At 65.4% G+C, this 19,332-nt stretch carries 16 protein-coding genes; 4 read left to right on the top strand and 12 right to left on the bottom strand.

The window, feature by feature from the left end; translation table 11 throughout:
• Positions 1-7 precede the first annotated feature (7 nt).
• The 8 genes from ybaK to mobB form a co-directional block, all read right to left on the bottom strand.
• Positions 8-481 carry a Cys-tRNA(Pro) deacylase gene (ybaK, locus tag ACKWRH_RS09155; RefSeq protein WP_445220237.1) on the bottom strand — a complete coding sequence of 158 codons (474 nt, stop codon included), beginning with the start codon at positions 479-481 and terminating at the stop codon, positions 8-10.
• A gap of 230 nt (positions 482-711) precedes the next feature.
• A complete protein-coding gene (fdhF, locus tag ACKWRH_RS09150) occupies positions 712-3,480 on the bottom strand; it encodes a formate dehydrogenase subunit alpha (protein ID WP_445220236.1) in 2,769 nt (922 codons plus the stop codon).
• A complete protein-coding gene (locus ACKWRH_RS09145) occupies positions 3,477-5,180 on the bottom strand; it encodes an NADH-ubiquinone oxidoreductase-F iron-sulfur binding region domain-containing protein (RefSeq protein WP_445220235.1) in 1,704 nt (567 codons plus the stop codon). The genes fdhF and ACKWRH_RS09145 overlap by 4 nt, the downstream gene beginning before the upstream one ends.
• A 152-nt stretch (positions 5,181-5,332) precedes the next feature.
• Positions 5,333-5,608 (bottom strand): hypothetical protein, encoded by a 276-nt coding sequence (locus tag ACKWRH_RS09140; RefSeq protein WP_445220234.1) that lies wholly within the window; start codon positions 5,606-5,608, stop codon positions 5,333-5,335.
• 92 nt (positions 5,609-5,700) lie between these two features.
• Positions 5,701-7,356 (bottom strand): OFA family MFS transporter, encoded by a 1,656-nt coding sequence (locus ACKWRH_RS09135; RefSeq protein WP_445220233.1) that lies wholly within the window; start codon positions 7,354-7,356, stop codon positions 5,701-5,703.
• A 322-nt stretch (positions 7,357-7,678) separates the two neighbouring features.
• Positions 7,679-7,942: a sulfurtransferase TusA family protein gene (locus ACKWRH_RS09130; protein ID WP_445220232.1), complete on the bottom strand. Its 264-nt coding sequence runs from the start codon at positions 7,940-7,942 to the stop codon at positions 7,679-7,681.
• A gap of 44 nt (positions 7,943-7,986) precedes the next feature.
• Positions 7,987-9,243, bottom strand: a complete 1,257-nt coding sequence (locus ACKWRH_RS09125; protein ID WP_445220231.1) for a molybdopterin molybdotransferase MoeA — start codon at positions 9,241-9,243, stop codon at positions 7,987-7,989.
• A 9-nt stretch (positions 9,244-9,252) separates the two neighbouring features.
• On the bottom strand, positions 9,253-9,780 hold the full coding sequence (gene mobB, locus ACKWRH_RS09120) for a molybdopterin-guanine dinucleotide biosynthesis protein B (RefSeq protein ID WP_445222359.1): 528 nt from the start codon (positions 9,778-9,780) through the stop codon (positions 9,253-9,255).
• A 209-nt stretch (positions 9,781-9,989) separates the two neighbouring features.
• On the opposite strand from mobB, the gene fdhD reads away from it, so the two are divergent.
• Both fdhD and mobA read left to right on the top strand, forming a co-directional pair.
• A complete protein-coding gene (fdhD, locus tag ACKWRH_RS09115) occupies positions 9,990-10,880 on the top strand; it encodes a formate dehydrogenase accessory sulfurtransferase FdhD (protein ID WP_445220230.1) in 891 nt (296 codons plus the stop codon).
• The gene (gene mobA / locus ACKWRH_RS09110) at positions 10,861-11,502 is read left to right on the top strand and encodes a molybdenum cofactor guanylyltransferase MobA (protein WP_445220229.1); all 642 of its coding nucleotides are present in this window, start codon (positions 10,861-10,863) and stop codon (positions 11,500-11,502) included. Before fdhD ends, mobA begins: the two co-directional genes overlap by 20 nt.
• A gap of 33 nt (positions 11,503-11,535) precedes the next feature.
• Here the strand turns inward: mobA and ACKWRH_RS09105 are convergent, their stop codons facing one another.
• Genes ACKWRH_RS09105 through ACKWRH_RS09090 form a run of 4 tightly spaced genes read right to left on the bottom strand, consistent with a single transcriptional unit; the run spans position 11,536 to position 16,664 of the window.
• Complete coding sequence (locus tag ACKWRH_RS09105; RefSeq protein ID WP_445220228.1) at positions 11,536-12,663, bottom strand: FAD-dependent monooxygenase; 1,128 nt, start codon at positions 12,661-12,663, stop codon at positions 11,536-11,538.
• A 44-nt stretch (positions 12,664-12,707) separates the two neighbouring features.
• Positions 12,708-14,657, bottom strand: coding sequence for a molybdopterin biosynthesis protein (locus ACKWRH_RS09100; protein WP_445220227.1), 1,950 nt, complete (start codon positions 14,655-14,657; stop codon positions 12,708-12,710).
• 12 nt (positions 14,658-14,669) lie between these two features.
• The gene (locus ACKWRH_RS09095) at positions 14,670-15,776 is read right to left on the bottom strand and encodes a molybdopterin-binding protein (RefSeq protein ID WP_445220226.1); all 1,107 of its coding nucleotides are present in this window, start codon (positions 15,774-15,776) and stop codon (positions 14,670-14,672) included.
• Between the two features lie 54 nt (positions 15,777-15,830).
• The gene (locus ACKWRH_RS09090) at positions 15,831-16,664 is read right to left on the bottom strand and encodes a substrate-binding domain-containing protein (RefSeq protein WP_445220225.1); all 834 of its coding nucleotides are present in this window, start codon (positions 16,662-16,664) and stop codon (positions 15,831-15,833) included.
• Positions 16,665-16,990: 326 nt separating this feature from the next.
• On the opposite strand from ACKWRH_RS09090, the gene ACKWRH_RS09085 reads away from it, so the two are divergent.
• Together ACKWRH_RS09085 and ACKWRH_RS09080 are read left to right on the top strand one after the other, a co-directional pair.
• Positions 16,991-17,884, top strand: a complete 894-nt coding sequence (locus ACKWRH_RS09085) for a helix-turn-helix transcriptional regulator (RefSeq protein ID WP_071916308.1) — start codon at positions 16,991-16,993, stop codon at positions 17,882-17,884.
• A gap of 98 nt (positions 17,885-17,982) precedes the next feature.
• Entirely contained in the window at positions 17,983-19,212 is a 1,230-nt protein-coding gene (locus ACKWRH_RS09080) for an ABC transporter substrate-binding protein (RefSeq protein WP_445220224.1), read from the top strand.
• The last annotated feature ends 120 nt before the right edge of the window (positions 19,213-19,332 follow it).

Genomic DNA, 19,332 nt, shown 5'->3' with positions numbered 1-19,332 from the left:
CTGCCGCTCACGCGATCACATCCGCGACGACCGCCTTCAGGACATCGCGCACGTCGCCCGGCTTCAGCCGAACCTGCAAGCCGCGCTGGCCGCCGTTGAGATAGACCTGATCATGTGCGAGCGCGCTCTGCTCGATCACGGTGCGCACCGGTTTGCGCTGCCCGAACGGGCTGATGCCACCGACCTTGTAGCCGGTGACGCGCTCGGCCTCCGGCGGCTTCATCATCTGCGCCGACTTGCCGCTCGCGGCAGCGGCGAGCTTTTTCATGGAGACTTCCTGGTCGGACGGGACGACGACGCAGATCGGCTTGCCGTCCACCAGCGCCATCAGCGTCTTCAGCACGCGCGCCGGATCTTCAGCGAGGGCCGACGCCGCCTGGAGCCCGATGCTCTCGGCGTCAGGATCGTAGTCGTAGGTATGCACGGTGAAGGCAACGCCGGCAGCTGCAAGCGCGCGCGTGGCTGGGGTGACTTTGGACATGCACGATGTTTACCACCCTCATCGCGAGGAGCGAAGCGGTGTAGGACAAGCCGGCGCCCCACAATCACTGTCATCGCCCGGCTTGACCGGGCGATCCAGTACTCCGAGACAGTTGTGATTAAATCGATGGACCGCGGCGTGCTGGATGCCCCGCCCCCGTGCGCAATTGCGCACTAGGCGGGGCATGACAGCGGTTTGTGTGGCAAGCCTCGCGCGATGACGACGGGGCCCTACTCCGCCGCGTCCCGCATCTCTGCGCGCTCGGCCCTGGCCGCGCAGAACTTGAACTCCGGGATCTTGCCGAAGGGATCAAGCGCCGGGTTGGTCAACAGGTTCGCCGCCGCCTCCGCGTAGCAGAACGGCATGAACACCATGTTCTCCGGCACGTCGCGATCGGAGCGGACCTTGACCTCGACCGCACCGCGGCGAGTCTCCAGCCGGATGAAATCGCCGGGCGCGAGCTTCTTCCTGCGCATGTCCTTCGGCGACATGAACGCGACCGCCTCCGGCTCGATCTGGTCGAGCACCTGGGCACGGCGCGTCATCGAGCCGGTGTGCCAGTGCTCCAGCACACGGCCGGTCGACAGCACCATCGGATATTCGGCGTCGGGCAGCTCATCCGGCGGGATGACCTTGGCCGGCACGATCTTGCCGCGGCCGCTCGCAGTCGGGAAGCCCGTGGTGAAGATGATCTCGTTGCCGGGCTTGTTCGGATCATCGGCCGGATAGGTGACAGCACCTTCGCGCACCAGCCGCTCCCAGCTGATGTTCTTGAGCGAGGGCATCAACTCCGCCATCTCGGTGTAGACGTCGCCGGGCCCGGAATAATTCCAGGGCAGGCCCATCCGCTTGCCGATCTCCTGGATGATCCAGAGGTCCTGCCGCGCATCGCCCGGCGGCTTGATCACCTGGCGCGCAAGCTGCACGCGGCGATCGGTGTTGGTGAAGGAGCCGTCCTTTTCGGCAAAGGCCGAGGCCGGCAGGATGACGTCGGCATGGAACGCGGTCTCGGTGACGAAGAGATCCTGCACGACGAGATGATCGAGCATGGCGAGCGCCTGGCGCGCATGCTGGAGATCGGGATCGGACATCGCGGGATTCTCGCCCTCGATATACATGCCCGTGATCTCGCCGGCATGGATCGCGTTCATGATCTCGACCACGGTCAGGCCGCGGACGGGATCGAGGTCCTGCTGCCACAGCTTCTCGAACGCGCCGCGCATGTCGTCGCGGCCGACCGGCTGATAGTCCGGCAGGAACATCGGGATCAGGCCGGCGTCGGAGGCGCCCTGCACGTTGTTCTGGCCGCGCAGCGGATGCAGGCCGGTGCCGGGGCGGCCGACCTGACCGGTGATCAGCGCGAGCGCAATCAGGCAGCGCGCGTTGTCGGTGCCGTGGACGTGCTGGCTGATGCCCATGCCCCAGAAGATGATCGACGATTTTGCCCGCGCATAGGTGCGCGCAACCTCGCGCAGCGTTTGCGCCGGGATGCCGCAGATCGCCTCCATCTTCTCCGGCGTGAATTCCTTGATCTTATCCTTGAGGTCCTCAAACCCCTCGGTGTAGCCGGCGATATACTGGTCGTCGGTCAGGCCTTCGGTGATGATCGTGTTGATCATCGCGTTCAGCATGGCGACGTCGGAGCCCGGCTTGAATTGCAGATGCTTGGTCGCGTGGCGCGACAGCGTCTGCCGGCGCGGATCCATCACGAACAGCTTTGCGCCATTCTGCTTGACCGCGTTCTTGATGAAGGTCGCGGCGACCGGATGGTTCACGGTCGGATTGGCGCCGATCACGATGATGACTTCGGCATCCATCGCAGCCGAGAACGGCGCCGACACCGCGCCCGAGCTCAGGCCTTCGAACAGCGCCGCCACCGACGAGGCGTGGCAGAGCCGCGTGCAGTGGTCGACATTGTTCGAGCCGAAACCGGTGCGCACCAGTTTCTGGAACAGATAGGCCTCTTCGTTCGAGCCCTTGGCCGAGCCAAAGCCGGCCAGCGCCTTCACGCCCTTCTCGTCGCGGATATTGACGAGGCCCTTGGCCGCGATGTCGAGCGCTTCTTCCCAGCTCGCTTCGCGGAAATGCGTGAAGGGATTGGCCGGGTCGACCTGGTCGTTGGAATCCTTCTTCGCATTCGGCAGCCGCACCAGCGGCTTGGTCAGACGATGCGGATGGTGGATGTAGTCGAAGCCGAAGCGGCCCTTGACGCAGAGACGGTTGTGATTGGCGGGGCCGTCGCGGCCTTCCGCATAGATCACCTTCTCGTCCTTGACCTCGTAGGTCACCTGGCAGCCGACGCCGCAGAACGGGCAGAGCGAATCCACCTTCTTGTCGGCATAGACGACACGGGTCTGCTTCTCATCGAGCATGACGGCCGGCATCAGCGCGCCGGTCGGGCAGGCCTGCACGCACTCGCCGCAGGCGACGCAGGTGGACTCCCCCATGGGATCGTCGAAGTCGAACACGATCTTCGAGCCATGGCTGCGATACGCCATGCCGATGACGTCGTTGACCTGGACCTCGCGGCAGGCGCGCACGCAGAGGCCGCACTGGATGCAGGCATCGAGGTTCACGCGCATCGCCGGATGGCTGGCGTCGGTCGCCCAGCGCTCGGCGGCGGGGAAGCGGCTCTCGGTGACGCCTGTGGTCTCGGCCCAGTGCCAGAACTTCGAATCCGGATCGTGCGAGGTTTCGCGCGCCGGCTGATCGGCGACGAGCAGCTCCATCACCATTTTTTGCGCGGACACCGCACGCGCGGACTCGGTCTTCACCTTCATGCCGACCGACGGGGTGCGCTTGCAGGAGGCGGCGAGCACGCGCTCGCCCTCGATCTCGACCATGCAGGCGCGGCAATTGCCGTCGGGGCGGTAGTCGGGCGCCGGCGAATAGCACAGATGCGGAATCTCGCGGCCCTGGCGTTTTGCAACTTGCCAGATCGTTTCGCCGGGTTTGGCTTCGACCTGCTTGCCGTCGAGCTCGAACGTAATTTTGGTCATTCGGCCGCTTCCTTGAACTCGTCAGGGAAATATTTGATCACGGTGGAGAGCGGATTCGATGCCGCCTGTCCAAGCCCGCAGATCGAGGCATCGCGCATCGCCTGGCTCAATTCTTCCAGCAGCGCCCGGTTCCAGACCGGCTTCTGCATCAGTTGCGCCGCCTTCTGGGTTCCGACACGGCACGGCGTGCACTGGCCGCAGCTCTCGTCCTCGAAGAACTTCATCAGGTTCAGCGCGGCTGCGCGCACACTGTCGTTTTGCGACAGGATCACGATCGCGGCCGAGCCAATGAAGCAGCCGTATTTCTCCAGCGTGCCGAAATCGAGCGGGATGTCGTCCATGGACGCCGGCAGGATGCCGCCCGACGCGCCACCCGGCAGGTATGCATAGAACTGGTGCCCGTCGGCCATGCCGCCGCAATATTCGTCGATCAATTCGCGCACGGTGATGCCGGCGGGTGCCAGCTTCATGCCAGGGTTCTTGACGCGGCCCGAGACCGAGAAGCTGCGCAGGCCGTGACGCTCATAGCGGCCGTTGCCCTTCCACCAGTCCGCGCCCTTCTCGACGATGTCGCGCACCCACCACAGCGTCTCGATGTTGTTGATCAGCGTCGGCAGGCCGAACAGGCCGACCTGGAACGGATAAGGCGGCTTGTGCCGGGGCAATCCGCGCTTGCCCTCGATGCTTTCGAGCAGCGAGGATTCCTCGCCGCAGATATAGGCGCCGGCGCCGCGGCGCATGTGCAGCGTCGGACCGCCCGGCGGAAGCTTTGCGATCTCGCGCTCGAGGATCTCGCGCGATGCCGGATATTCGTCGCGCAGATAGATGTAGACGTCGGAGGCCTGCACGACATGCGCGCCGAGCAGCATGCCTTCGATGAAGCGATGCGGATCGCTTTCGAGATAGACGCGGTCCTTGAACGTGCCAGGCTCGCCCTCGTCTCCATTGATCGCCATCAGCCGCGGGCCGGGTTCGCCCAGCACCGCGCGCCATTTCCGTCCCGTGGGGAAGCCGGCGCCGCCGAGACCGCGCAGCGAGGCGTCGTCGAGCGCCTTCAGCAGATCGTCCTTCGGCAATTCTCCCGAGCGCAGGCGATTGAGCAGCTTGTAGCCGCCGCCGGCGACGTAGGCGTCGTAATCGACATATTTCGGCAGATGCGCGTGGGTATCGCCGGCCTTCGCCGCCGCCATCACATTGGCCACGGTCGCGTGATCGACGAAGTTGTGACCGACCTCAGCCGCCGGCGCGGTATCGCAGCGGCCGACGCAGGGCGCGCGCACGACGCGGATGCCCGGACCCGATGTGCTCTGCAAATCGGCGAGCAGCTTCTCGCCGCCCAGCATCGCGCAAGTGAGAGAATCGCAGACGCGGATCGTCAGCGGCGCGATATCAGGCTCGCCTTCCTTCACCACGTCGAAATGCGCATAGAAGGTCGCGGTCTCGAACACCTCGGCAAAGGCGAGCTTCATCTCGTCGGCCAGCGCCGCGAGATGCGCGGCCGAGATCTGGTGATATTTGTCCTGGATCAGGTGCAGATATTCGATCAGGAGATCGCGGCGCCGCGGCTTGTCGCCGAGCAATTGCTCGATCTCATGCCCCGCCGTGGGATCGACCTGCCGCCCCTTGGGCGTGGCCTTGGCTCGCTTGCGTCCCTCGCCCGGATGTTCGAACGAGCGGACCTCGTGCACGTCATGGCTCATCGATGAGTCTCGTAAACCTTCTTTAGAACAAGTCCAACCCTAGCCTTTGGCATACCAGATGCCAAGAGAATTCATGCGCTCCGATAAGCATTTAAGGGGCATGCAGCCGCCCAGCTCCATGCCCCTTCATCGACTCGATCTGTGGCGTGGCCTCACGTCTTGTTCATGCACTCTTCGATGTAGAACCAGCGGTCATCGCCGGTCAGGCCTTTGGACTTCACGTCGGCCCGGCAGGCCTTGAGCTTCGGCTTGTTGGCCGCCCACTTCGTCTTCATGTCCTTCAGCTTCTGCATGGTGAGCTTGATCTTGCCAGGCTTGGCTTCGGTCGTTGCAGCGGGCGCCGCCGGTGTCGTCGTGGTCTGCGCGGATGCGGCATGAAGACCAGCGACCAGCAACACGGCCGCAAGGCAAATTCGGGTGCGAAGCATTTCAATCCCCCTAAGTCCCATTCCTGATGATGTCTAAAAGGCGACGCTGCGGGACGCCGATGATCAGCATCCCGCGGCAGTGTCGACGGCGATCAGAAGATCTTGACCGCGCTCTCCAGCGTCTTCCAGACACCCCAGAGCAGAGGCACGCCGACGAAGGCCCAGAACAGTGCCGCCTTGGCGTCAAGCCCGCCAAATCCGATGCCATAGGAGCCGTGCGGCCCCGCGGCGGCGGCACTGGCGCTCGCCGCCTGCAACTTGGCGACATCGGCCTCCTTCATGTGCCACTTCGAATCGACCGGCTTGATCAGGTAGTTGCAGATCAGGCCAGCGATCAGCATCGCACAGAGAATGTACATGGTGGTGTTGTAGAGCTGGTCGCGCGGCACGCCTGCTGCGAGCTGGAACTCGCGGATGTAGTTGACCACGACGGGGCCGATGATGCCCGCGGTCGACCACGCCGTCAGCAGCCGGCCGTGGATGGCGCCGACGAACTGGGTCCCGAACATGTCTGCGAGATACGCCGGCACGGTGGCGAACCCGCCGCCATACATCGACAGGATGATGCCGAAGCCGAGCACGAACAGGAGCTTCGAGCCCATCGCCGCAAAGGTCGGCGCCAGCGCGTAGAGCACGATGCCGAGGATGAAGAAGGTGTAGTAGGTGTTCTTGCGCCCGATCTTGTCCGACAGCGACGCCCAGAAGAAGCGGCCGCCGATGTTGAACAGCGACAGCAATCCGGCGAAGCCCGCAGCGATCGCGGCGATCTGCGCCTTCTGCCCGGCGTCGAGCGCATTGAAGCCGACGTCCGGCAGACCGATCAGTTTGCCGCCGAAGATCTCCTGCAGCATGGGCGAAGCCATGCCGATCACGCCGATGCCGGCCGACACGTTCAGGCACAGCACCCACCAGATCAGCCAGAACTGCGGCGTCTTGTGCGCGTCGTTGAGATGGACGTTGTTCTTCGAGATCATCGCGTTGGCTTTGACCGGCGGGGTCCAGCCCTCGGGCTGCCAGCCGGGCGGCGGCAGGCGATAGCGGAACGCGCCGATCATCATGAACACGAAGTAGATGACGCCCATCGCGACGAAGGTCTCCCAGACGCCGACCGAGGTCGGCGTCTTGAAGTAGTTCATCAGGAGGTTCGCCAGCGGCGCGCCGATCATGGCGCCGCCGCCGAAGCCCATGATGGCCATGCCGGTCGCCATGCCGCGGCGGTCCGGGAACCACTTCACCAGCGTCGACACCGGCGAGATATAGCCAAGGCCGAGACCGATGCCGCCGATCACGCCCGAACCCAGCCACAACAGCCAGAGCTGATGGGTGTAGACGCCGATCGCACCGAGGAAGAGGCCGCCGCACCAGCAAAGCGCCGAGACGAAGCCCGCCTTGCGCGGACCCACGCGTTCCAGCCAGCCGCCCCAGACCGCAGCCGCAATGCCGAGCAGCACGAAGAACAGCGTGTACATCCACCCCATGCTGGCGACCTTCCAGTCGCAACTGGTCGTGAACAGCTCCTGGAGCAGCGAAATATCCCCGCAGGCCTTTGGCGCGGTCAGTCCGATCGCGCGCGACAGCGGCAACCAGAACACCGAGAAGCCGTAGGCCATTCCGATACAGAGATGGATGCAGAGCGCAGCTGGCGGCACCAGCCAGCGATTGAACCCGGCGGTCGCGATGGTCCGCTCACGATCAAGAAAACCTGCGCCGGCGCCCGAAAGTGTCCCAGCGCTCTCAATTGAAGCCATACATTCCTCCCCTAAAGCCACCCTTCTGAGCGGCCCGCCACAACGATCCCGTTCCTCAGCCCGGTGTGATGCAGCCAATTGTCCCTGCTGCTCCACACAATCATCCAACGCGCGCCGGGATCGTCACGCGCGTCCGAAAAGTTAACCCCACGCCGGGGGCTCTATGCCCGATACGACGTGCAAGCTTCGTCTGCGGCCCGTTGACCCGCGTATCACAGACAAGACTCAACCTCCGCGTCTGCGCGGAGAAAGTCAATTTGGGCAGAAGCCATGATCTATGTCGATAGACAAATGGTCGGTATCAGCGCGGTAACGCTCGCTCTCAAGAACGCAGCGCACCATTTGCGTTCGCTATCGAACCATTCGTCTTTTCTATCAGAAACACGATGCGCGCGTCGTTGCGCTCGGTGATCTCCACCTTGTCGCCGGTCTCGCGGATCAGATTCGGAATGTCAATCACCGACAGCGGGTCGGTACAGTGTACTTCGAGCTGATCGCCCGGCTGCAATGGCTTGAGCGCCTTGCGAGTCTTCAAGGCGGGCAACGGGCATTTCAACCCGGTAAGGTCGAGCGTCATTCTGGTCATGGACGCAACATGGCGGGGCGAGTCGATGGCGTCAACGCAGCCGCCTAGATCAGATCAGCATAGGACAAGAAACCTACGCCCTGCCCCGGCTCGACGCGCGTGACGCTCTCACCGAGTTCAATGAGGCCATCAGTTTCGACCAGCGAGGACAGCAACCCGGCGCCCTCACGCGGGAACTTGACCGCTTCCAACATGCCGTCGTCTCCGCGCCGGAAGGAGGCGCGAACATATTCGCGGCGGCCTTCCTTCTTCTTGTAAGTGAAGGCCGCACGCAATGGGATCGGCGTGAGTGGCTCGGGAAGGCTGCCGGCCAGCGCCAGCACCGTTGGCCGCACCACATGGACGAAGGTGACGAAGCTCGCGACGGGATTGCCGGGCAACCCGATCAGCGGCGTGCCATCGATGATGCCCATCGCGACGGGCCGACCGGGCTTGATCGCCATCCGCCACAACACCAGCGAGCCGATGCTCTCGACCGCCGCCTTGACGTGATCCTCCTCGCCGGTCGAGACACCGCCGGTGGTGAGGATCAGGTCGTGCCCGCCGGCGACCTGCTTCAACCCGTTCGCGAGCAAGCTGCGCTCATCGCGCAGAATGCCGAGATCGCTGACCTCGCAGCCGAGCCGGCGCAGCATCGCCATCAGCATGAAGCGGTTGGAATCGAACAGCTGCGACGCCGCGCGCGGCTCACCGGGCGAAGCCAGTTCATCACCGGTCGAGAACACCGCGACGCGGATACGCCTGATGACGTCGAGGCGCGTCAGCCCGAACGCCGCGGCGAGTGCAACATGCTGCGGCCGCAGCCGCTGGCCGGCGCGCAGCGCGACGTGGCCTTCGGGAATGTCCTCGCCCGCTGGGCGGACATTCGCGCCGGGCTTCAGCCCAGGCGGAAGCACGATCTTGCCGGCGTCATCGATGCGGACATCTTCCTGCATGAAGACGGTCTCGGCGTCCGGCGGCATCGGAGCGCCGGTGAAAATGCGCGCGGTGTGGCCGGGCTTGATCGCGTCGTGCGCGCGGCCGCCGGCCTGGATACGGCCGTCGAGCGGGACCGCTCGTTCCTCTGCTTGCGGAAGGTCCGCGTTGCGCACGGCGTAACCGTCGACGGCGGAATTGGTGAAGGGCGGCAGCGGCAGGGGCGCCGCGATGTCGTGCGCCAGCACGCGGCCGTCGGCGTCGACCAGCGACACCGTCTCGAGATCGGCAATCGCATTGACGCGCGTCGTGATCAGGCCAACAGCCTCGTCGACCGACATCATCGGTCCGCCGAAGGCAAAGCAATCGTCCGACAGTTGCGCCATGGTGCCTCGTCAGCGTATCGCGGCGCTTTTCGCCACCGCTTCCTCGACCGGCATCGCCGCACGCAGCAGCAAGGCCGCGATAGCCTCGATATCATCGAGATGGACGGTCGGCAGGCGGGTTTCAATGGCGATGTCGGTCGCAATCCCGACAATCCCGGGATCATCGGGAAACAGCAGCGGCTTGTCGTTGGCGGCCCGATGCACCTCGATCTTGCGGTGCGGCTCGCGCTTGAAGCCCTCGACCACGACGAGACCGACGGCTGACAGCTTGCTCAATAGTTCCGGCAGCCGCGGCTCCGCCGCGCCGCGCAATTCATGCATCAGGGCCCAGCGGTTCGACGACGCAACCAGCACCTCGGCCGCGCCGGCCTCGCGATGGCGCCAGGAATCCTTGCCGGGCACGTCGACGTCGAACTGGTGATGGGCATGCTTGATGACGGAGACGCGCAGGCCTTGCGCGTTGAAATGCGGGATCAGCCGCGTCAACAGCGTGGTCTTGCCCGCACCGCTCCAGCCCGCAAGGCCGATGACTTTCATAACCATTCGATCTCCGCCAACGGGTCGTCAGCCGATGGAACCCCTGACCTCTCCCCGTCATTGCGAGCGCAGCGGAGCAATCCAGACTGCCACCGCGGATATAATTCTGGATTGCTTCGCTGCGCTCGCAATGACGAACGGAGGCATTTCATCCATTCCCCGTCATGCTTATATCGGCTTGACCCGAATGTCATGCTAACGTCGCGGCCATGATGAAGATCGACAAAGCCCCGGTGCCCCTGATCGTGCCGAACCCTGACGACCCGCGCCTGACGGAGCGCGTGACCGGCACCGACCAGACCGGCGCCAAGGTCGAGATCAAGGTGCCGATGGAACGGCCGCTGACGCTCTACCTGAATGCGCAGGAGATCGTCACCATGATGACGATCGGCGACTACCCGGAATATCTGGCGCTGGGCTATCTGCTCAACCAGAACATGCTGAAATATAATGACGAGGTCACCGAGGTCGAATACGACGACGACCTCCAGGTGGTCGTGGTGCGCACCACTCATCACACCAATTTCGAAGCCAAGCTGAAGAAGCGCACCCAGACCTCGGGCTGCGCGCAGGGCACCGCGTTCGGCGACCTGTTAGAGGCGGTCGAGAGCGTCGCGCTGCCGAAGGCGGAGCTCCGCACTTCCTGGCTCTACCAGATGACGCAGACCATCAACACCATGCCCTCGCTCTATCTGGAGGCCGGCGCGATCCATGGCTGCGTACTGTGCAAGGAGGGCGAGCCGCTCTGCTACACCGAGGACGTCGGCCGTCACAACGCCGTCGACAAGATCGCGGGCTGGATGTACCGCCACGGCGTCGATGCCTCCGACAAGATCCTCTACACCACGGGACGCCTAACCTCGGAAATGGTGATCAAGACCGTGCGCATGGGCATCCCGATCCTGGTGTCGCGCTCCGGCTTCACCGCCTGGGGCGTCGATCTCGCTCGCCAGGTCGGACTGACGCTGGTCGGCCGCACGCGCGGAAAGCGCTTCATCGCGCTCGCAGGCGAAGAGCGGATCGTCTACGACCAGAACCTTGCTTACATCGAGGAGGAATCGGCGAAGCACAAACGCAAGGGTGAAGGTGGTGACGACTGACTTTCCGGCAACGCAGGGCGTGCTGCTCGCAGGCGGCCTCGCACGGCGCATGGGCGGCGGCGACAAGCCGATGCGGACCATCGGCGGCCGCACCATCCTCGAGCGCGTGATCGCGCGATTGACGCCGCAATGCAGCGGATTGATCCTCAATGCGAACGGCGATCCCGCACGTTTCGCGGCGTTCGGCCTGCCCGTTGTCGCCGATGACGTACCCGGCTTCCCTGGGCCCCTCGCCGGCATTCTCGCCGCGCTCGACTGGACAGCGGCGAACCGGCCTGACATCGAATGGGTGCTGAGCGCCGCAGGCGATTGCCCGTTCCTGCCACGCGATCTCGTCGCCCGCCTGCATGACGCGCGGACGCGGGAGAGCGCCCAGCTTGCGGTCGCCGCATCAGGCGATCAGTCACATCCGGTGATCGGCTTGTGGAGCGTCGCCTTGCGCGACGAGCTGCGTCGCGCGCTGGTCGTCGAGGACCTCCGCAAGATCGACCGCTGGACCGCGCGCTATCGGCTGGCGACGGTAACGTGGCCGGCCGAGCCGCTCGATCCGTTCTTCAACGCCAACACGGTCGAGGACATCGCCGAAGCCGAGCGGCTGGCCGCGCTGGATGCGGCCTCCTGACAAGAAGCGCCGGCGCAAGCGCGAGCAGGCGGTTCAAGCCGCCAGCGGCACTTCCCAGGCGTCGTAGCCGTAAACCCAGCTCGTATCGGTCCTCTCCTTGAGCCAGATGTTGGCGCGCGAGGTCTCCTGCACCCGCGTCGTGCGCTCTTTACGCGTCGCCTCGAAGCGGCGGAACGCATCTGCGACGCCGTCGCGGCCTACACCGTCGAGGCAGCGCGACAGCACGGCGGCGTCCTCGATTGCCATCGCCGCGCCTTGCGCCATGTAGGGCGTCATCGGATGGCAGGCATCGCCGAGCAGCGTCACCTTGCCGTCGGCCCAGTGCTGCAGCGCGTCGCGGTCCATGATCGCCCATTTGTGCACGTCGGGACAGGCGGCGAGCACCCGAGTGACCTGCGGATGAAAGCCTTCGAATGATTCGCGCAGATCGCGCACGTCGCCCTTCGCCGACCAGGACTCGATGCGAAAGTCCGGCTCTGGCTGGCTGGTGACGAGATAGACCTCGCTGCGATCAGGCTTGACGTAATAGATCACGATATGGCGGTCCTCGCCCCACCATTTGGTGCAGTCGTCGATCCCCGCGCCGAGCAGCGCGGCGGGATAGGTGGTGCGATAGGCGATGCGGCCGGTGAATTTGGCCGGCGCGGTGTCGAACAGGATATCGCGGACCGTCGAATGGACGCCGTCCGCGCCGACCACGGCATCGGCCATGGCACTCGTGCCATCGGCAAAGGTCAGCCGGACACCATCGCCGGTCTGGTCGAGACCGACGAGCTTGTGATTGAGCCTTACAAATTCGTTCGGCACCACGCTCGCCAGCGCCGCATGGAGATCGCCGCGATGGGCGAGCAGATAGGGCGCGCCGAACTTCTCTTCCGCGCTCTCGCCAAAGATCATGTCGAACTTGATGTCGCCGCTCTTCCAGTCGCGGTTGTTCCAGGAGCGCGGATAGAACGAGTGCTCGCGCATCCGCGGCTCCAGCCCCAGCACGCGCAACACCTTCATCGCGTTGCAGCCGATCTGGATGCCGGCGCCGATGCGGGCGAACTGGGAGGCCTGCTCGTAGACCATCACATCGATACCGACGCGCCGAAGCGCCGAGGCCGTTGCAAGCCCGCCCATGCCGGCACCGACGATCGCAACCGAAAGCGGCCTTGCCATCGCTCCCCCACCCTGTCGCGCGGCTTGAACGCCGCGTCGTCGATCTATGCAGGCCGGAAGCCCGCCCGCGCCAGCGCGGTACGCGCCTCGTCCGAGCCGAGTGCGTCGAGAAAAGCCTGCACCGCCGAGCGCTGCTTGCGCGCCGTCACCAGCGCGAAATCATAATGCTCTTCCGCGAGCGGAATGAAACCGAGGCCGACCGCATGGGCGACCGGCGCAATCGTCATGCCCCAGTCGGCGCGGTGCTGCGCGACGGCCGCAGCCACGGCATTGTGCGAGCGCGGCTGGTTCCAGTAACCTTCCGGGCGCGCACCGCCGAGCAGCCGGTCGATCAGGATGCGCGTGCCGGCGCCCTGGTTGCGGTTGACCATGATGCAGGCGCGGTCAGCAAGCGCGGCGGTGACGGCCTCCTTCGCACCGAGCCCCTCGAAACGCTTGTCGCCCTTCCGGAACACGATGCCCTGCATCCGCCTCCAGCCCGGCACGAGCTCGAGACCGTCGACGAGATATGGCGTGTTGTAAGTCTCGCTCTTGTCGTCGAACAGATGGATCGGCGCGAGATCGCATTCGCCGCGCTTCGCCGCCGCAAGTCCACCGAGACTGCCGACCGAGATCGAGCGCACGGTGAGGCCAGCATGCGCGAGTTGCGCCGTGACGAGATCGAGGCCGGTGCAATGGCTGCCGACGATGACGAGATCGGGCACCCGCACATGCGGCGTGAACAGCGTCACCTCGGCGTCGGCCCCGGCCGGCATCTGGTCGGCGAGCGCGTCGATGCGCAGAAAACCGTCTGCCTGCGCGAACGACGTGATCGCACCGGACCCCTTGCCGGAGGGATAGGCGATCAGGCCGCCGTTGCCGCCGACCAGCGAGACCATGACGAACTCGGTGCGGCCGAGCTCGGAGGCGATGCGCACCGGCACGGTCGCGCTTACCTTGGCATCGGAGCGCGGCGGCAGCGCGGCCATTTTGCGCAGCACCGGGACGATCATGTCGTGGAAGGTGAACATCGCCGAGGTCGGAAAGCCCGGCAGGATCACCACAGGCTTGCCGTCGCACACCGCAAGGCACAGCGGCTTGCCGGGCTTGAGCGCAACGCCATGCGCGATGATGCCGGGCTGGCCGAGCCGGCCGATGATGCGATGGGACACGTCGCCCGCGCCTTTCGAGGTACCGCCCGAGAGCACCAGCATGTCGGCGTCCACCAGCGCGCGGCGCATGGCGGCTTCGAGCTTTGTCTCATCGTCGGGAATGGCGCCCAGGAACACCGCCTCGCCGCCATTCTCGTCGATCGCGGCGGCGACGATGGCGCCGTTGGTGTCGTAGATCGCAGCCGGCGCGAGCGCCTCGCCGGGCTGAACCAATTCGTCACCGGTGGAGATCACGGCAACACGCGGCTTGCGCGCGACAGTCACCTCGGCGATGCCGCAGGCCGCCAGCATGCCGATCTCGCGCGAGCCGATGATCGTGCCGGCGCGCAGCAGCGCCTCGCCGCGCGCGATGTCGGAGCCTGCATAGGACACGAACTGTCCCGGCGAGACGGCTCGCCGGACGTCGATCGCATCGGACCCGGCGGGCTGGGTATGCTCGACCATGACGACGGCGTCGGCGCCGCGTGGTAACGGCCCGCCGGTTGCGATCGGCGTTGCGGTTCCTGTTGCCACCTGCAGCTTCGGCGCGGTGCCGCAGTGAATGGTCTCGCCGTTCAGCGCAAGGCGAACGGGCGCGCCTTCGCCGGCTGCGGCGAGATCGGCCGAGCGCACGGCAAAGCCGTCAACATTGGAACGGTCGAAAGGCGGAACGTCGATCGGCGCCGTGATGTCTTCGGCAAGCGCCGCGCCGAGCGCATCGGCAAGCTGGCGCGCCTCGCTCGGGACCGCACGCGGGAACAATGCAGCTTCAAAGCGCGCCAGCGCGTCCTCACGAGAGAGGATCTTGAGGAACTGCTCCTGTTCGAGCGCGCTGCGGTCTTGCGATTGCGGGATCATCGTCATGCCAAACCCATATCATTCCCGCATCAGATAGGCATCGACCGGCGTCCCTGCCGCAAATCCCTCGTGGCTGGCGGGAACGAGCAGCCACGCATCGGCCCGGGCAATGGCTTGAAGCGGCCATTCCCCCACCGCAAGCGGGAGCCACGCATGATGTTCCTCGGCCAGCAGGGCGATTTCGGCAATGCCGACACTGGATGCGATTTTTCGCGCGAGCGGCAGGGTCATGCGTCGGCGTAACTGCCGCGCCGACAGCCGATCGACGAGCGGCAGCACGAGCGCGAGCCAGGCGGCAAGCGCATGATCGGGCGAGCCGGGCAAGGCGACGACGGGAACCTGTCCGAGCCGCCCAACCGCGGCGGTGCGGCCGGGCTGAAGCGCGAGGCCGTGGGCGAGCACGTCACCATGCCGGGCCAGCGCACTGACGGCGGCATCCCGGCGGCCGGCGCCACTGCCGCCGATCGTCACGACGAGATCGCAGGCGAGATCGCCGATCGCTTCGGCGATCGATGCCGCATCTCGCGCAGCAGCTTCGCGCGTTTGCACCTGCAGCCCTGCTGCGCGCGCGATCTCCGCAATCATGTGCGCCGTCACGGCTGCACCCGGCACGTTGACGATGCACAGCCGCGGCCGCCGTAGGCTCAGCTTTTCAACACCGGCGGTGCGCGCGAGCAGCAGGGCGGCAGGATTGATCAAATGCCCTTCTGCCACGGCAGGCGTGCGAGCGGCGATGTCGCTTCCGACGCGCCTGACGCCCTGTCCGGGCACGCCCTCCGCCAGCACCTGGGCGAGTGGACCCGACACCTCGACTGCGTCGGCATCGAGCACACAATCGCATCCCGGCGGCATCCCGTCGCCGGCATCGACCCAAACGGGCGCCGTCGTCAGAGGCAGCGGCGAATAGGCGGACGCGCCGACAATATCGTTGGCGCAGAGCGCCCAGCCATCCGCAGCGGCGATGTCGCGCGGCGGAGATGCCGCAAGCAGCGGCGTCCCTGCCGCGATGCAGCCGGCGGCCTCCGTCAGGGGCAACTCGATCGTCGCGATCGGATCGACGCCTCGCAGCAACGCGGCGAGCGCAGTGTCGAGCGGCGTCAGCGATGGCGGCAGGCGCTGGGTCATACCTCATGATGGACCATGCATCGCCCGGTTTGGCAACCGCTGGCGATGCGAAGGTCAGCCGCCGGACTTGGCCGCATTGGGGAAGAACAGCTGCTGTCCGTCGACCTTGTAGCCGGCGATCGCCGCCTGCCCCTCCGGCGAGATCAGCCAGTCGATGAAGGTCTGCCCCAGCTCCTTCTTCACGTTCGGAAACTTTTCCGGGTTCACCAGCATCGCGCCGTACTGATTGAGCAGCCGCTTGTCGCCTTCGACGACGATGTCGAGATCGCCGCGATCCTTGAAGGCGATCCAGCTGCCGCGGTCGGACAGCATATAGGCGTTCGCCGTGCGCGCCGCGTCGAGGGCTGCGTCCGTGCCTTGCTTGACTTCGCGATACCATGCGCCCTTGGCAGCGGCGATATCGATGCCGGCGACGATCCAGAGCGCGAGCTCCGCGGCATGGGTGCCCGACCGGTCGCCGCGCGTCACGAACGGCGCGCCCTTGGCCTCGATCGCCTTCAGCGCCGTGGCTATGTCCTTGCCTTTCACGGCGGCGGGATCGCTCTTCGGTCCGATCAGCACATAGTCGTTGTACATCACGTCAAAACGCTTCACGCCAAAACCGTCGGCGACGAACTTCTCCTCCTGCGGCCGTGCGTGCATCAGTACGACGTCGACTTCGCCCCTGCGCGCGCCGTCGAGCACTTCATCGGCACGCCGCGCGATCACCGTCACCTCGATGCCGGTTTTCTCGCGGAAGATCGGCAGCAGATGATCGAGCAGGCCCGACTCCTGTGTCGCCGTGGTCGAGGCCAGCACGATCGCGCGGTCCTCCGCAAATGACGCCGCCACGCCCGCGGCGAGGCCGCAGAGAAGCGCGAGTGCAACGGACAGGCGGCGGACGACCATGATCGGGTTCCCATTGGCTATGACGCGATCATGATGATGATCGATTGCGCCACACTCGTGACGCGTTTGCTCATTGCGCTCCCCACTCGGGACATTTCGGCAATGCGGCCCACGCGGTGCGTCGATTGCAATTGCGAGCGCGACGGCCGCAAGGCCCGCGCCACGTGGGCGCTTCAGGATCGTTCACCAAAGCAGAGATCGCGCGTGAGGATGTGTTGCAAAGCAGCGAGATGATCGGGCATGGTCCTGGCGGACGTAAATTGAAATGCAGAATTCCACCTGCGTCGAACGCCAAAAAGAAGCAAGAATTTGCATAGGAATGCAGGATGGAATTCCTGACGACCAGCGAAGCCGCCGACTACCTTCGGCTCGGCGAACGCAAGCTCTACGAACTCGTCACCACCGGCGCGATTCCCTGCACCAAGGTGACCGGGAAGTGGCTCTTCCCGCGGCACGAGCTCGACCTCTGGGTCCTGTCGGGACTGGCGCGTCCGGCCGGCATGCTGACTGCGGAGCCGCCGCCGGTCGTGGGCGGCAGCCAGGACGAGCTTCTGGACTGGAGCCTGCGTGAGTCCGGCTCGGGCCTGGGATCGATGAGCGAGGGCAGCGCGCGCGGGCTCGAGCGCTTGCAACGCGACGAGGTGATGGCGGCGGCGGTGCACTTCCACAGCCTGGAGGCCGACGGTAATCTTGCCTCCGACGCCAGTGCGACGACGCTGCGTGACGCTCCTGACCTGCATGATGCGGTGCTGGTCGCATTCGTGCGCCGCGAGCAGGGTCTCGTGCTGCCGCCGGGCAATCCGAAACGGCTGCGCGGCCTCTCCGACGTGCTTGCGCTCGGTGTCAGGATGGCGATGCGACAACAGGGCACAGGCGCGCAGATGCTGCTCGACGTGCTGTTGAAGCGCGCCGGCGCCTCGACGCGCGATCTGCGCCGGGTCGAGACGCCGGCCCTCACCGGGCCGGATCTCGCCGAGATCGTCCGCGCTGGACAAGCCGATTGCGGAATCGCGACGCGTGCGGCGGCGCGCTCGGCCGGGCTCGATTTCGTGCCGCTGGTCTGGGAGAATTTTGATCTCGCAATGCGGCAACGCAGCTATTTCCGCCCGCCGATGCAGGCCCTGATCCGGTTCCTCAGCGAAAGGCGGCTGCGCCAGCGCGCCGAGGAGCTGACCGGCTACGATCCCTCGCCGGCGGGGCAGATCCGCTTCGCGGCCTGACATTGACGCCCGCCCCCAAATAGTTGCAAAAGAAACCAATTCAGCCGGGCCATACCCGGGCAACACCGGCCAACGAGCCGGATCAGGGGAGGACAAGCGTGAATCCAACGAGATTTGGACTGCCGGTCGCGGCCGGCTTTGCAGCGACGTTCTTGGCGGCGGCGCTGCTGCCGGGTGCGGCGTTGGCGCAGGTTTCCGACAACATCGTCAAGATCGGCGTGCTCACTGACATGAACGGCCCCGCCTCCGCGCCGACCGGCCAGGGTTCGGTGACGGCGGCGCAGATGGCGATCGACGATTTCGGCGGCACCGTGCTCGGCAAGCCGATCAGCATCGTGATCGGCGACCACCAGCTCAAGGCCGATATCGGCGGCGCGATCGCGCGGCGCTGGTTCGATGTCGACCAGGTCGACCTGATCGTCGACGTGCCGGTCTCCGCGGTCGGGCTCGCGGTGCAGAACATCGCCAACGAGAAGAAGCGGCTGTTCATCACCCACTCGACCGGCACGGCAGACTTCCACGGCAAGTTCTGCTCGCCCTACGCGATCCAGTGGGTGTTCGACACCCGCGCGCTCGCAGTCGGCACTGCGGATGCGGTGGTCAAGCGCGGCGGCGACAGCTGGTTCTTCATCACCGACGACTACGCCTTCGGCCATTCGCTGGAGCGCGACGCCTCCAGCGTCGTCACCGCCAATGGCGGCAAGGTGCTGGGCTCGGTGCGGCCGCCCTTAGCAACCCCCGACCTCTCCTCCTTCGTGCTGCAGGCGCAAGCCTCCAAGGCCAAGATCATCGGCATTGCCGCTGGTCCCCCGAACAACATGAACGAGATCAAGACCGGCTCGGAGTTCGGCGTGTTCAAGGGCGGCCAGCAGATGGCGGCGCTGCTGGCGCTGATCACCGACATCCACGGCCTCGGCCTGCAGGCCGCGCAGGGCCTGTTGCTGACGACGTCGTTCTACTGGGACATGGACGACAAGACCCGCGATTGGTCGAAGCGCTATTTCGCCAAGATGAACAAGATGCCGTCGATGTGGCAGGCCGGCGTCTATTCGAGCGTGATGCACTATCTCAACGCCATCAAGGAGACCGGCACCGACGATCCGCTCAAGGTCGCGGCGAAGATGCGGGAAAAGCCGATCGAGGATTTCTTCGCCCGCAACGGCAAACTGCGCGAGGACAATCTGATGGTGCACGATCTCTGGCTGGTGCAGGTAAAGACGCCGGAGGAGAGCAAATATCCGTGGGACTATTACAAGATCCTCACGACCATCTCGGGCGAGAAGGCGTTTGGCCCACCGGACCCGGCGTGTCCGCTGGTGAAGAAGTGACGATGTAGCGAGAGGTCGTCGTCATGGCCGGGCTTGTCCCGGCCATCCACGAGCTTTCTTACGGCGCCAAGAACGTGGATGCCCGGGACAAGCCCGGGCATGACGATTGTCGATCCAGTC

The organism is Bradyrhizobium sp. Pa8, assembly GCF_052588265.1.
Note: the sequence above shows the minus strand (reverse complement) of the source record. Positions and strands in the feature narration are given on the sequence as shown.